Raw genomic sequence first — 14,693 nt, forward strand, 5'->3', positions numbered from 1 at the left:
TCCCGCTGTCATCCCTTCGAATTGAATTACTGAGAATAAACCATATTGGTTTACCAGAATAGATTATTCTTCATTTTCCCTCTTCCCGGCTTCCTGATCAGCCCTGTAGATAAAAACAAACACCTCAGCAACAGCCTGATATAGTTCTTCCGGTATACCCTCATTGATGTTAAGCTTGCCAAGAAGCTCTACAAGAGCAGGATCTTCCTGCACCGGAATATCATGTTCCTTAGCCTTCACAAGGATATTTTCAGCAACCAGTCCCTTCCCCTTTGCGGATATCCTTGGTGCTCCCTGATTCACAGGATCATAGGTTAATGCTACCGCTTCTTTCCTTTTTTGATCATGAACTTTTTTCATATCCTTATATCTACTCCGCTGAATTGATTTGATTGCACAATCGATGTCATTGTATCTTTTCCAATAGGTGAATCCCCTGCAGACTCCGGCTTTTGGACTGAAACAGAGGACAGCTTATAATTTAATTTTAATAGATTTTCTTTTAGTTCAGCGGCAAATGGAGCTGTTAAATCCTTTATTTCTTTGTGCTCATTAATAACTGAAATTTTAATAATTCTGTTTTGAACTTGAAGATCGACAATAGTTTCATTCAGATGCTCTAAATTCAAATAAAATATAACCCGGCAATGGCTGGGATCAATTTTCCCCTCTTCCGTTTTGCGGCCCCTCCATTGCATTGTCAAATCGGAGATTTTCCCCCATAAAGAAACAGGAAGCTGAAAAATATAGTGCTGCAATGGGCCGGATTCCTGCGAGAGAGCCTGAAAGCCGGTTAATTTATGCAGAAGCCGTTCAGCTGCATCTTTAGCTATGTGCGAAGTTTCTTCATTTATAAAGCCCATCAGGAGCGGTTTAAGGGTATCCAGCTTTTTGGAAGCTCCTTCATCGGAATGTTTTAATAAATTTATGAAGTCATGTTCATAAGAAAGCCCCAATGTTCTGATTATTCTCTTCAATTCACTATGAATATTCCGCTGGTCATATGTAAGGTTAACCTCTGTTTGCAGGCTATTTTTCAGTTCTTCCATCATTGTCTTTTCCCGCAGATTGAGAGCCGCTGCTGCCAAAGGTTTCTCACCTGCCAGTAATCTCCCCGCCTGAACAGCAGCCTGCTTTATCCCATAAGCATCTGACAATAATTGGTCCAAATCATCATTTAATGTGTGGGAAAGAACTGATTTGAAAAAGGTGTTAAGCAAATTCTTTTCTGCTGGAAAAGAATTCTTTCCATTTCGAATATCATTGAATAAGATTTCCAGAGTTTGAGATAGTCCACTGCTTTCCGATCTTTGTGCAATAAATCCATTTAGCTTTGCCAAGTTCAATATAAATTCCTGCCTGTTCCCGGAATCGTTTGCTTTCATAATTTCCGTCAGGACATGACTAATCGGTTTATTTTGGATGCTTACCTCCATAAGCTGCTGTAAAGCCGCATCCTCGGCCGTTTCACCCGGCATCAGCCCCAATACTTTCAGGAGCTGGAAAGCAGTGTGTGAACTTGCCTGGTTTTTTGTATTCAGCCATTCAGAAAACAATCTGTATATTGCCTGCTGACCCCATTTTTCTCTTGAAGGCTTTGTCAGATCACCAAGCAGCGAATATATTTGCTGCCCTTTAGTTGATAAACCACCACCCTTTAATTCATCCAGCAATTCCCCCATAAGGGATGAAAGAGAGTCCCCATGCAAGACTGAGGATATCGCTGAAAAAACATCCTTTGAAAAGGGAAGCTGCCTTATAAACAGCTCTTTTACTGTCCGCAGTCCATCTTCAGCTGATCGGCTTTCCTTGATCCATTCAGATGCCATCTTCAGAGTTTCACCTGTAATCGGAAGCTGTTCTCTAAGAAAAAATTGAATAAGCATCTTATTTTCTCTGGATAACTGCATTCCCAGCTGTCTTAGAAGGCTTTCAGCCGGGGCTTCCGCACCTGGTCTGTCTGCTGATTCCATTACCTTTAAGCGCAGCATTCCCTCACCTGGCTCAACTTTAAACCAATATCTGATGTTGGCTGATAAAGGGATTTCCAGCTGCGCTATCGCTTTATGTGACCCAATTTGCACCTCTGCCGTCTGGTTTGGAAATAGCTTTACTATCTTTCCGCTGACAATTTGGCCAGGTATAAATGCAGCCGTTTTTACTGCATTGTTCTGGTCATGCCTTATTATTCTTTGGATAATATCAGACGGCTTCATGCCTTCACCTTCTATTCTATTTCACTAATAAGATTTTTTATTGGTGCAAAGCTTTTCCGATGATAAGGAGATATTCCATGCAGTGTGATGGCTTCAAGATGCTCCTTCGTCCCATAGCCCATATTTTTCTCGAATCCATATTGAGGAAACTCTTTACCTATTTCAGCCATCATTCTGTCTCTCGTGACTTTAGCTATGATAGAGGCTGCAGCAATCGATATGCTTTTGCCATCTCCCTTAATGATAGCTTCCATTGGGTAAGGAGTTAATAGTTTTACGGCATCTGCAAGCAGGAAGTCCGGTTTTGGGCTCAGCCCTTCAATTGCTGAAAGCATTGCTTTTTTTGTCGCTTCAAATATATTGATGCGGTCGATTTCTTCCGGATCAATGATTCCAACGCTGAACGCTGCAGCCTTAGCCTTAATTATCTCAGAAAATTCTTCTCTTTTGCTCTCCGGCACCTTTTTTGAATCATCTAAACCCGGGAGGAAGAAGTCTTCTGGCAAAATAACTGCTGCAGCTACCACTGGTCCTGCAAGCGGGCCCCTGCCTACTTCATCAATTCCGGCAATAAACTGAAAACCCTGGCTCCGGTAACGAACTTCATACTGACTCATTTCTTTATGCTTTTCATATATCTTTTTTTGCTGCAGATTTCGGGAATGCCATCTTTCTAATAGCTGCTGTACTCCTTTTCTTTCATCATGCTTTATGGAATAAAGGAAAGGGTCATCCTCTGACTTAATTGTTTTGATTTTTTCTTCTATTTGACGAATAGTTAATTTTTCCATAGACTTCTCCATTTCAATCTAATGTATGTATCGGCATTTCCGCAAAAAATAAAGGCCTCCTGTGAACAGAAGGTCTTCATCTAAATTATTCAGCTTCACTCCGAACTCCCATCTCTTCGGGCAATTCCAAAGTGATTGGCCCCAATTTTTCAGAACGGAATTCTCTGATTACCAGCTCTGTTACCTTATCATAATCAATTTCGCCGCCGCCCATCAGGCAGCCGCGCAGCCTGCCGATTTTATCAAATACTTCCACAATATCCTCCGGAATTTCATCAAGCTGATATCTCTCATGCAGGCGATCTGGATACCTGAGGCCGAGAAAGCGCAGAGCATATACTGCAACATCCTGAAGATTTAATATAGTATCTTTTATTGCTCCAGTCAGAGCAAGCTTAAGACCTACTTCCTGATCTTCAAATTTTGGCCATAGAATCCCAGGGGTATCGAGAAGCTCCAGCTCTTTCCCTACCTTTATCCATTGCTGGGCTTTCGTAACGCCGGGGGTATTTCCTGTCCTGGCTATATTCTTTTTGGCCAGGCGATTGATAAGGGTGGACTTTCCAGCGTTTGGAATACCTACTATCATTGCCCGGATTGCTCTAGGCTTAACACCCTTCGCCTTCATTCGATCGAACTTTTCCTGAAGAATACTCTGAGATGCGGAGACGATTTCCTTCATGCCTTGTCCCGCCTGCGAGTTTATCGCAAGAGCTCTTATACCCTTATCTTCAAAATGTTTGATCCACTTTTTTGTCGCTTCTTTATCAGCCATGTCAGCTTTATTCAATAAAACAAGCCGCGGTTTGTGCTGAATAATTTCATCGATCATCGGATTTCGTGATGAATAAGGGATCCTTGCATCAACGAGCTCAAAGATGATATCGACCAGTTTTAATTTTTCTGTAACCTGCCTGCGGGCTTTCGCCATATGGCCGGGAAACCACTGGATCGTCACAGCTGGTCACCTCCATCCAATATGTATTTATTAAAGAAAGAATCAATCAACGATTCGAATGTCCTCTATAGGCCAGTATATTACTCCGGCATCACCCAGTACTTCTTCCATCGGAACAGGGCCAATGTGACGGCTGTCCTTGCTGAAGCGGCGGTTGTCACCCATTACAAATAAGTGGCCTTCAGGCACTGTTTCCTGTCCTATCTTTTCTTTTAAAGTAAACGGCTCTGTCAGCGGCCCATCGATTACCTGTTTTTTATATTCCTCCAGGTAAGGCTCTTCATAAGCTTTCCCATTTACATAAAGAGTATCATCTTTGTATTCAATCTTATCTCCAGGAAGGCCTATTACCCTTTTGATGTAATCTTTGTTTTCAGGTGCATGGAAAACAATGATGTCGAAGCGCTCGGGCTCGCCAATCTTATAACTGAACTTATTAACAATCATTCGATCCTGATCATGCAATGTTGGCATCATGGACAAGCCGTCAACCACAATCGGAGCAAATAAAAAATATCTGATGACTGCTGCTAACAGGACTGCGATTACAAGTGCTTTTGTCCATTCCCATAATTCATTTTTCTTTTTCGCCATTAAATCCCCCACCATTCTTCTAAGCCATTAATTAATCTGCATGGAAAGTGTTGTCTTTTTTATTTTACAAAAATTCTTCTTAATAAACACGATGGGAACCTTATTTATATATTATTTAACATTTATGTAATATTATTTATATTCTGCTGTTTCATGAAAGAAAAAGGAGCTTGATTTAACAAGCTCCTTCTTTTCTTTATTATCGAATTTCTTTGATACGAGCTTTTTTACCGCGAAGGTTACGCAGGTAGTAAAGTTTCGCACGGCGGACTTTACCGCGGCGGATAACTTCAAGCTTCGCAATCTTAGGTGTGTGTACAGGGAATGTACGCTCAACGCCTACACCGTAAGAAATCTTACGAACTGTGAAAGTTTCGCTGATTCCACCACCACGACGCTTAATCACAACACCTTCATATACCTGAACACGCTCACGAGTTCCCTCAACAATACTTACGTGTACACGTACAGTATCACCAGGACGGAAAGACGGAAGGTCAGTACGAAGCTGTTCTTTTGTGATTTCTTCAATTAGTTTTTGCATCGTTTTCAACTCCTCTCAGCAGACGCTCTTGCACAACCTATATGTTTGCAGCGGAACATCTTTATCAGACGAAAACTGAACAAGTTCAGCCTAAGTCACAAAAAGTATCATACCATACTTGGACGGCAACTTCAATGTTATTTATCTTCTTTTTTAATTTCATCCAGCCACTTTTGCTGTTCTTTTGTTAATTCTGCACCCTCAAGAAGATCAGGACGCCTTAAATACGTCCTTCTTAAGGATTCTTTGGCTCGCCACTCGTCGACAAGGCGATGATTCCCTGACATGAGGACATCCGGCACTTTAATGCCCCTGAATTCCGCTGGACGGGTGTAATGAGGGTGTTCAAGAAAACCTGTGCTGAAAGAGTCCTTTATGTGTGATTCTTCGTTGCCCAATACACCTGGCAGCAAACGGACAACACTATCGATTACGACCATGGCTCCAAGCTCTCCTCCAGTCAGCACAAAATCACCAATCGAAATTTCATCGGTTACCACATGTTCACGTATTCTTTCATCATACCCCTCGTAATGTCCGCAAACAAAAATCAGGTGATCCATTTCAGCAAGCTCTTCAGCTTTCTTCTGTGTAAAGCGTTCTCCTTGAGGACACAGGAGAATAACCCTCGGGGACGCCCCGCTTTTACTGCGAAGATCATCTACAGCATCAAATATGGGCTGGGGTTTTAAAACCATTCCCGCCCCTCCGCCATATGGATAATCATCTACGGTTTTGTGCTTATTGTCGGCATATTCCCTAAAGTTGACCACGTTGTAATTCACTGCTTCATTTTCAGCCGCTTTTTTTAGGATGGAATGTCCAAAAACGCCTTCAAACATTTCAGGAAACAGAGTGAGCACATCAATATTCATCATGAAAGCAATCCTTCTATCGCATTAATTTTCACAAGTTTGTCTTTCACATTAACTTCCTTAACAACATCTTCAATATACGGGATCAGTATTTCCTTCCCGCCTTTTGCTTTGATTACCCATACATCATTTGCTCCAGGAGAAAGAATTTCCTTGATTTTACCTACTTCCGCTCCATCAAGCGTTTCAACAGTACACCCTATGATTTCATGGTAGTAAAACTCATCTTCTTCAAGATCGCCTAGCTGATCTTCCGAAATTTTCAGGATGCCGCCCTTCATTTTTTCAATCCCATTAATATTTTCGTATCCTTCAAAGGTAAGCAAATCGAATGTTTTATGGGTACGGTGAGTTTTCACTGTCAGCTCAATTGGATCACCTTTTGTATCAGGCATGAACAAATAAAGTTTATTTCCCGGCTTATACCTTTCCTCTGCAAAGTCTGTTTTGGAAATGACCCTTGCTTCCCCTTTTATGCCATGGGTGTTCACGATTTTTCCTACGTTGAACCATTTCTGCATGTACTATCACCTCTAGCGTATTTCATCAACAATTCCATCTCTTATGATGATGGTTTTCCCTTTTTCTATGTCTTCCCAGCGGGTACCCTTTTGAACCTCAATAATCGCCTGGACTTCTTTTTCTTTCAATTCGCTTCCTAACGGTAGCATATGTAATTGTTCTATTTGAAAATCGAGCAGCTGGACTTTTTCCTGCCTCATTTGAATTTCCTTTTCAAAATGCTTTTTTAGACTGGCCGGATGCAGTTTTTTGGTTTTTTCCTGTTTTTTCAGTTCAAACCTCAGCTGATCACTTTCTTTCTGCAGCTGCTTTTTTGGCCATATAGCCTTCCAGCAGTTCTTTCTTGCTGTTCTCTGTCAGCACCTGCTTAACTGTAACCGATTGAATGATGTTCACGTACAGCGCCTCCCAAATTGATCCGATTAAAAAAACGGCTTTACTGACTGCTGTCAAATTCTTAGTTGGCGATGTTTATATTTTAACTTTTCTGGTGTAATGCTGTGTTACTTTATATATTCTGCCCGCTGATTTCAGAACGGGTCACTTGCTTTCCGCTGGGAGAGATGAGAGCCTCCTCGGCTTCGCCTGCCTGTGAGGTCTTTCACTTTCCTTACTTCCCGCAGGAAATTTGATAAGCTTCCACGAAATTACACCGCACAAAGGAAATGCGTCAGCATTTTCGAGGATCAAATGCCCCTCCACTCCAATCAACTCAGCAGATTGAATAATATTTTAAATCAGAGGACAATAAAGTTCAAACAGCAGGATTTTTTAGATTGTAAAAAAAGGAGGGGAAGCCCCTCCTTTTTTGGTAATACCCTGCTCAATGCAGGATAATTATTCTATGATCTCTAAAAAGATCTTCTTTTGTTCTGATGAACCTGCTGCATAGACAACGGTCCGTATTGCTTTCGCAACGCGCCCTTGCTTCCCAATTACTTTCCCCATGTCATTCTTGTTGACGGAAAGCTGATAGGTTACGCGCTGATCCTCTTCTTGGACATTCACTTGAACATCTTCCGGAAAATCAACTAGGGGCTTAACAATCGTTTCGATAAGCTCTTTCATCTTATAATGAATTACTTACCGTTTTTAGCGTTATGGAATTTCTCCATAATGCCTTGCTTAGAGAAAAGGTTGCGTACTGTATCAGATGGCTTAGCACCTGTCTGAAGCCATTTAAGAGCCAACTCTTCATTGATTTCAACGATCGCTGGTTGAGCAACCGGGTTGTAAGTTCCTACTGTTTCAATGAAACGTCCGTCACGAGGAGAACGAGAATCAGCTACAACAATACGATAGAAAGGGTTTTTGTGAGCACCCATACGCTTTAAACGAATTTTTACTGCCATTTTAAATAAGCACCTCCGAATAGTTTCACACAAGATAGTATAATATCAGATTGTTAATTAGTTTGTAAAGGTTTTTTCTTTACATCTTATGAAAAGCTTTGCTGACAGCTTAAAAAGGGTTAAAAGGAAGCTTAAATCCGCCTTTTTTCTTGCCTTTTTGCTGCATGCCAGCCATTTGCTTCATCATCTTTTTCATGTCTTCAAATTGCTTCAGCAGACGGTTAACTTCAGGCACGGTTCTTCCGCTTCCCTTGGCAATCCGTTTGCGGCGGCTTGCATTGATGATTTCAGGGTGAGTTTTCTCTTCCTTCGTCATCGATTTAATAATCGCTTCAACATGAGTGATTTGCTTCTCGTCGATTTGGATATTATTCAAGCCTTTGATTTTGTTTGCACCAGGCATCATTTTCAGCAGCTCATCGAGCGGTCCCATGCTGCGGACCTGACCAAGCTGATCCAAAAATCATCGAATGTGAAAGAAGCCGTGCGCATCTTCTGCTCAAGCTCTTTTGCCTTTTCTTCATCCACATTGGCCTGTGCTTTTTCAATTAGGGATAGGACATCTCCCATACCTAATATACGGGACGCCATCCGTTCTGGATGGAACGCTTCAAGCGCATCCAGTTTTTCCCCAAGACCGACGAATTTAATCGGCGTGTTTGTTACGGATCTAATGGATAGAGCGGCACCGCCTCGAGTATCGCCATCCAGCTTCGTCAGGACAACCCCAGTAAGACCCAGCAGATCATTGAAGCTTTGCGCTACATTAACCGCATCTTGACCAGTCATGGCGTCTACAACAAGGAAGATTTCATCTGGATTGGAAAGCTCTTTGATTTGCTTTAGCTCATCCATTAAGGCTTCATCCACATGCAGCCTTCCTGCTGTATCGATCAGAACATAATCATGATGATCCTCTTTTGCCTTTGCGATTGCCTGTTTTGCAATTTCAACAGGACTGACTTGATCACCAAGGAGAAGACCGGCATATTAAGCTGTTTGCCAAGTGTTTCGAGCTGTTTAATCGCCGCAGGGCGGTAAATATCTGCAGCAACCAGCATCGGATTGCGGTTATACTTTTTGCGGAGCAGGTTTGCAAGCTTTCCGGTTGTAGTCGTTTTACCGGCACCCTGAAGACCGACCATCATAATGACTGTCGGGGGACGATTGGAGACAGCAATTTTGCTTTGCTCTCCGCCCATCAGTTCCGTTAATTCTTCTTTAACAACCTTAATGACTTGCTGTCCTGGCGTCAGGCTCTTTAATACTTCCTGTCCGACAGCACGTTCGCTGACTTTTTTAACAAACTCTTTGACGACTTTGAAGTTTACGTCCGCTTCCAAAAGGGCGAGACGGACTTCACGCATCATTTCTTTTACATCCGCTTCATTGATTTTGCCTTTTCCGCGGATCTTCTGAATTGTATTTTGCAGTCGGTCGGCCAATCCTTCAAATGCCATATATGCCGCCTCCTAATCTAATTTCTCAAGCTCTGCCACTGCTTCTTCCAATGCTTCTCGGGAAGGGAGCCTTCCTGAAGCATCACTTTTATTTCTGCAATCAGCTTGCTGCGCTCTTGAAATTTATGAAATAATAATAGCTTTTCTTCATACTCTTCAAGCATTGCTTCTGTTCTTTTAATGTTGTCATATACCGCTTGCCGGCTAACATCATATTCCTCGGCAATCTCTCCAAGCGAAAAATCATCCAGGTAGTACAGGGACATATAGCTTCTCTGCTTAGGAGTTAACAACGATTGATAGAAATCATATAGGTAGTTCATCCTCGTTGTTTTTTCGAGCATTCCCTATTCCCCCTTGTTAAGTGAAAAGCCTTTACAAAGTAAGTTTACATAGAAGTTCATAGCATGTCAAGAAAATATCTTTACAGGGTTAATTATTCATTTTATTTTCACTTTATAATTTAGCCCGTTGATTTCAGCACGGGGCACTTGGCTTTCCGCGGGGAGGAACGGGAGCCTCTGAGCAGGAGTCAAGTGCGCTGCAATCAGCTCAGCGATCTATAATACTTTTCTAAATCCAGCATACGTTATTGAAAAATCCCCACTTACTTTTTCCTGTTTTTTGCATCCAGCAGCCTTTTCATGCGTTCTTCTCTTTCTTTCGGCGAGGATTCTGCTGGAGGTTTTGGCCGGTTTGTTTTTTCTTTTCTTTTGTTTTTTCCGGTGTTTCTTTTACAGTAGTTCCCCCTTGAAGTTTATCAGGCATCTGCACGGAAGGAGATTTTTTTCCCTGGAAGCTTTAAGGTTTTGAATTTTAATAGGAGCCTCTGGCTTTTCCTTTTTATTTCTGTTTTTCTTCAAAATTCCCGCAGCGATAGCAGTCAAGCCAAAGCGCCTTAAAGCGATTTCTGAAAAAAAGATCAGGAATGCAGCGAGAAGCAGCCATTCGCTGATTGGCTGTTTGGTGCTGGCTGGTTTTTGAGCGGTCGGAAAGCTTCTTCTCCGCTTTCCAGCTCCTTGCCGCCAGTCATTTTTGAGAGTGTCTCCAAATGCTCTTTATTTGTACCCTTTTGCAAATACTCTTCTGAATAGGGAATAGTAAAACCAGTCTGATGAACCTGTATATTCCCATTTTGATCTGTCTGTTTAATATTTAAAAAATACATTCCTGCACTTTCAGGCATTGCCGCCTCATATTTACCTGGAGCAGTAAGCCTAATATTGGCTTCTATCTGATCGCCCGTTTCCGATACAATGGATGCCTCAATTGGCAAAGATCTGCTTGCCGCAGACTCCAGGCTGAGCACTGTATTGCCATCCTTATTCTCAACAGCAACCCTGTATGGTTCACTTTCATATTGCGGCAGGGTTTTGGTGACAAGCTGATTAATAAATGATGGCCACTTTTCCCATCTGGCCCAATCTCCTGACCATTTGCCCGAGGAGTCGGATGTAAAGGCAGCTGCCCGCCCCATTCCGTATTGCCATTCAGCAAGTACAGGATCCTCTATTTCGCTTAACAGCGGCACCTGTGCTCGCGGCTTGGCCGTAGCAGCTATATAGGCATTCATTTCCGGAACACCTTTTTCAAAGAGTGAGGACCAGTCCGGGTAGGGCTGAACACTTGGAAAGAATGGATTGTCTTCGATATAGGTTCTCGTAGCCATTACGGTTTCACGTGATAAAATGCTCGGAATGACGGAAGAGTCTGTAACATCATAAAAACGCCCTGATCCCATTCCCGCAAGATCTTCAAGAAGCCCTCTATCAGCATCCTGACCAAGTGCAACAGTTGATAGAGTGATATTTTTCTCTTTCCCGTCTTCGATTAAAAGCTCATAGTCTCCATTTGTGGCAGATTGGCCATCTGTCAGCAAAATAATATGCTTTCTCTGAAGCTGCAATTCTTCAAGCTCACTGTAGGCTTGTTCCAGAGAAGTAAAGATTTCTGTCCCCCGCCTGGAGTTATAGATCTGATTTTTTCAATTGCCTTCTTTTTATCTTTGAGAGGCTCGGTTTCAAGGATTTCCCATGGCCGGTCATCAAATGCAATGAATCCGAGTGTATCTTCTTCACGCAGCAGTTCCACTGATCGGACAGCCGCTTCTTTTGCCAATTCAATTTTATTCCCGGCCATGCTTCCAGAGCGGTCCATAACTAATACCAGGCCTAAGGAAGGCATTTCTTTCTTGCCCTTGATATCCATATCCACAGGCAGCAATTTCTCAATCGGAGTTTTAAAATAGCCCCCCAGCCCGAAGCTTTCTTCACCGCCGAACATAATAAAACCAGTGCCGAATTCCTTAACTGCCTTCTCCATCAGCGTCATTTGATGCTCTGAGATAACTGTTGCAGGAACATTATTAAAAATAATCGACTGATATTGCAAATACCCTGAGAGAACGGTTGGAAGCTTCTCTGGGAGAACCGTGTCTGTCTCGAGGCCTGAACCTTTTAACAGATTCGCAATATCACCCGCGTCCTTCCCTTGTACGATCAGGACCTTAGGAGTTCCCTTAACATTAACAACCGAGTGCAGTGTATTGTTTTCAGAGAAGGTGTCCTGGTCAGCAGCTATCTCTGCCTTATATACCGTTAACCCTGCAGTATCTGCCTTGTGAGTAAAGGTATATACATTTTTCCCTTCATTCACTTGAACGCTTTCCTTTAAAACCTCTTTATGATTTACAGATAATCTGATATCAGCTTCTTTGGCAATATTGCTGGTAACTTCTATTGTAATCGGAGCCTCTTCTCCTAAATAAAGTGATGGAGGCATCTTTAATTCTGAAATTGATACATCGTCACCTGCTGCTGTTCTTAATGGCACATGGTCAATCTCGATATTTCGATTCTTTAAAACTGAGGCAGCCTCCAGGCTTTTGCCTGCCGTTTCATTTCCGTCCGTCATCAAGACAATTCTGCCAGAAGAATCCCTCGGAATGAGTGAAGCGGCAAATTGCAGGCCTGCTTCCAGATTCGATTGAGAATCATCTGCTTTCCCGTTAAATTCGGTAATAGCTTCACGGTTCCTGCCCAAATTCTGTTCAAGCACCACATTTTTGCCAAAAGCCGCCACCGCAAATTGATCCTCACTTTTCCTTTTGCTGGCACTGTTTTCTATCCAGGCAAGTGCTTCATCATTTGAACCGATGCTTGCAGAGCGGTCTGCAAGATATACGACGGTCTGCCCCTTAACCGGAAGGAGGACCTGCGGGACGGTTAGTGCAAAAATTAACAATGAGAAAATGACCAGTCTTAGACTGGCAATCCAAAATTTTTCGTTGCCTTTTCCTCTGTGATTTCGAATAAACAAAAAAACCATAATGACAGCAGGAATCAGGAACAGAAACAGGAAGGGATATTTAACCTCGATGCCCACGGCGATATACCTCCCATTCGATAGCAATCAGTATAAAAGCAATTAAAGCCAGCCAGAACCAGAGGCTTTCGTTGGGCCTTTGGATCATGCTGTTTTTTTCAGATGATTTGTCATTCACTGTAAAAGATTCTGCTATTTCTGCATTTTTCTCCCTTTCATCCAGAAGGACAGAAAAATAATAAATTTGATTTCCTGATACCGCCTGGTAAGTTCCGGGAATCACAGGAGCTTTAAAGTTTTCTTTGTTTAGATCAAGGGAGTAGAGATTTTCGTCTTTATTATTGAAAATCTCCCATCTTCCATTTCCTTTGCCAATATTTATCCATCTCTCTTCTCCGGCGCTGAAATATCCAAGGAAATCTGATTGCTGGGATAACCACTGGTAAGAGTTATACAAAAAGATCGGAAAACCTGGCAGGAGCGGCCAATCTGTGTCGGATAGATCGAAATTGACAATAATAATTGGCTGTCCATTCTGCATTCCCCTCTGTATTAAAGGAATGTCTCCACTTTTCAAAACAGTCTCCCATTCTCCTTTCAATGCAGCGGAAGCGGAACTGATATACACACGCCCAAAGTCTGCATATTCAAATAAAGGATCCTCATCCCCCGAAATTGCCTCTTTTAGTTTTGTTTTTTCCTTGCCTGTGTTAAAAAAGATCATTGGCAGCTCTGGAAGTTCCGATAATGTGCTTCCTTCTGCTACAACCACACCCTTCATTTCAAAACCTTTGAGAGCAGCTGGATCCGTCTGCAGCAATTCGGCTCCTATGGTTTGAAAGCCCTTCACCGCAAACGGATTTACATCCCCCATTGTGTATACCTTTGGTTTTGGGTCTGTGTAAATAGAGGCTGCGAAATTATCTGCTCTGTAGCCGTCATTAATGGAAACGGATGCCTCATAATAAGGTTTTTCAGGCAGGTTTTTAATTTGGACGGTTGTTTGTTCATTTGCTTTCAATGATAAATTTTGTTCAAACAAGACTTCATCCTCAAATTGGACGGTAAAACCTGTTTCTATATTTTCGGAAGACTGGTTTTCTATCACGGCAATGGCTGAGATACCATCACCAGCTGCAGCTGTCCCAAACGATTGCAGCGAGACGTTCCTTGCATCCTCTCCGATATTATGTGCAACAGTGTATAGGCCAGCCAGTTCCTCCATTAAATCATTCTTTACAGCCGAATCTGAAAAAATATGAAGAGCTGTGTCTTTTCCAGAAGATAAGGAACCTGCCAAAAGAATGGCTTTATCCATATTTTCATGTTCATAAGTAAGTTTCAGCCCATCAATGGTTCTGCGAATGGCATTTGGATCATCTTCACGGCTTAATAGGATCTCATTTTTCTCTCCTGCTTTAATCAGGGTTACCTGATGGCCATTAAGTTTGCCGGCAAGGTCAAGCATTTCCTCTTTTGCCATCTCAAAACGGCTCTTTCCTCCGTGTTCAGCCGACATAGAGGCGGATGGGTCTATAATGATGATTAAATGTTCTCCTTTTAAAGAATCTTCAAGCCAAAATGGGCGCACAAGGGCCAGCATCAATAAGATCAGAGCCAATAATTGCAGCCAAAATAATAGATTCTGCTGAAGATTTTTCAGCCAAGGGGAAGCCTGCCATTCGTTCAGCACCTGCTCCCAGAGCAGATTGGATGAAACGGTCTTTTCAGTGTACTGCTTCCGAAAGAAATAAAATAAGATAACAGCCCCTATGAAAATGGCTAATACAAAATAGATAGGATTTAAGAATTGCATTGTGTCCTCACCTGACCAGCCCCTTCGCATACAGATCCCTGAAAAGAACGGACTGAAGATCTCTTGTTTCCGGAGCAAAGATATACTGGCCGCCATACCGTTTGCATAAAATCTCAAGCTGTTCATTATGTTCTTTTAGGCGCTTTTCATATTCAGCTAATATGGAAGGGCTCATGCTGACATTTACAGCAGTCCCAATTTCACTATCAATCAACTTTATATCTCCAGAATATGCAGGAGT

13 protein-coding genes and 4 pseudogenes are annotated in these 14,693 nt (G+C 42.3%); all 17 read right to left on the reverse strand.

Annotated features, from left to right (window positions below):
- Window positions 1–63: 63 nt before the first annotated feature.
- Window positions 64–360, reverse strand: a complete 297-nt coding sequence (locus M5V91_RS12060; protein ID WP_009330774.1) for an EscU/YscU/HrcU family type III secretion system export apparatus switch protein — start codon at window positions 358–360, stop codon at window positions 64–66.
- Window positions 357–2,216 (reverse strand): hypothetical protein, encoded by a 1,860-nt coding sequence (locus M5V91_RS12065; RefSeq protein WP_251175170.1) that lies wholly within the window; start codon window positions 2,214–2,216, stop codon window positions 357–359. Before M5V91_RS12065 ends, M5V91_RS12060 begins: the two co-directional genes overlap by 4 nt.
- Window positions 2,217–2,227: 11 nt before the next feature.
- Window positions 2,228–3,007, reverse strand: coding sequence for a ribonuclease HII (rnhB, locus tag M5V91_RS12070; RefSeq protein WP_009330776.1), 780 nt, complete (start codon window positions 3,005–3,007; stop codon window positions 2,228–2,230).
- Window positions 3,008–3,092: 85 nt separating this feature from the next.
- Entirely contained in the window at window positions 3,093–3,965 is an 873-nt protein-coding gene (gene ylqF, locus M5V91_RS12075) for a ribosome biogenesis GTPase YlqF (protein WP_009330777.1), read from the reverse strand.
- Between the two features lie 42 nt (window positions 3,966–4,007).
- Entirely contained in the window at window positions 4,008–4,559 is a 552-nt protein-coding gene (gene lepB / locus M5V91_RS12080) for a signal peptidase I (RefSeq protein ID WP_009330778.1), read from the reverse strand.
- A 199-nt stretch (window positions 4,560–4,758) separates the two neighbouring features.
- The gene (rplS, locus tag M5V91_RS12085) at window positions 4,759–5,103 is read right to left on the reverse strand and encodes a 50S ribosomal protein L19 (protein WP_009330779.1); all 345 of its coding nucleotides are present in this window, start codon (window positions 5,101–5,103) and stop codon (window positions 4,759–4,761) included.
- 137 nt (window positions 5,104–5,240) lie between these two features.
- On the reverse strand, window positions 5,241–5,978 hold the full coding sequence (trmD, locus tag M5V91_RS12090) for a tRNA (guanosine(37)-N1)-methyltransferase TrmD (protein WP_026041703.1): 738 nt from the start codon (window positions 5,976–5,978) through the stop codon (window positions 5,241–5,243).
- Window positions 5,978–6,499, reverse strand: a complete 522-nt coding sequence (rimM, locus tag M5V91_RS12095) for a ribosome maturation factor RimM (RefSeq protein WP_009330781.1) — start codon at window positions 6,497–6,499, stop codon at window positions 5,978–5,980. The genes trmD and rimM overlap by 1 nt, the downstream gene beginning before the upstream one ends.
- A 12-nt stretch (window positions 6,500–6,511) precedes the next feature.
- Window positions 6,512–6,896, reverse strand: a pseudogene (locus M5V91_RS12100) (YlqD family protein).
- 441 nt (window positions 6,897–7,337) lie between these two features.
- Window positions 7,338–7,568, reverse strand: a complete 231-nt coding sequence (locus tag M5V91_RS12105; protein WP_009330783.1) for a KH domain-containing protein — start codon at window positions 7,566–7,568, stop codon at window positions 7,338–7,340.
- A gap of 11 nt (window positions 7,569–7,579) precedes the next feature.
- Window positions 7,580–7,852 (reverse strand): 30S ribosomal protein S16, encoded by a 273-nt coding sequence (gene rpsP, locus M5V91_RS12110; RefSeq protein WP_009330784.1) that lies wholly within the window; start codon window positions 7,850–7,852, stop codon window positions 7,580–7,582.
- 109 nt (window positions 7,853–7,961) lie between these two features.
- The gene (locus M5V91_RS30455) at window positions 7,962–8,285 is read right to left on the reverse strand and encodes a hypothetical protein (RefSeq protein ID WP_369425962.1); all 324 of its coding nucleotides are present in this window, start codon (window positions 8,283–8,285) and stop codon (window positions 7,962–7,964) included.
- Window positions 8,261–9,312, reverse strand: a pseudogene (gene ffh, locus M5V91_RS12115) (signal recognition particle protein). The gene M5V91_RS30455 and the pseudogene ffh overlap by 25 nt, the downstream one beginning before the upstream one ends.
- 12 nt (window positions 9,313–9,324) lie before the next feature.
- Window positions 9,325–9,656 (reverse strand): annotated as a pseudogene (locus M5V91_RS12120) (putative DNA-binding protein).
- 578 nt (window positions 9,657–10,234) lie between these two features.
- Window positions 10,235–12,639 (reverse strand): annotated as a pseudogene (locus M5V91_RS30460) (VWA domain-containing protein).
- Between the two features lie 40 nt (window positions 12,640–12,679).
- Window positions 12,680–14,452: a vWA domain-containing protein gene (locus M5V91_RS12135; RefSeq protein ID WP_217025445.1), complete on the reverse strand. Its 1,773-nt coding sequence runs from the start codon at window positions 14,450–14,452 to the stop codon at window positions 12,680–12,682.
- A 7-nt stretch (window positions 14,453–14,459) separates the two neighbouring features.
- Entirely contained in the window at window positions 14,460–14,666 is a 207-nt protein-coding gene (locus M5V91_RS12140; protein ID WP_284522171.1) for a hypothetical protein, read from the reverse strand.
- Between the last annotated feature and the right edge of the window lie 27 nt (window positions 14,667–14,693).

This window comes from Cytobacillus pseudoceanisediminis (assembly GCF_023516215.1).
Taxonomy (GTDB): Bacteria; Bacillota; Bacilli; order Bacillales; family Cytobacillaceae; genus Cytobacillus; species Cytobacillus pseudoceanisediminis.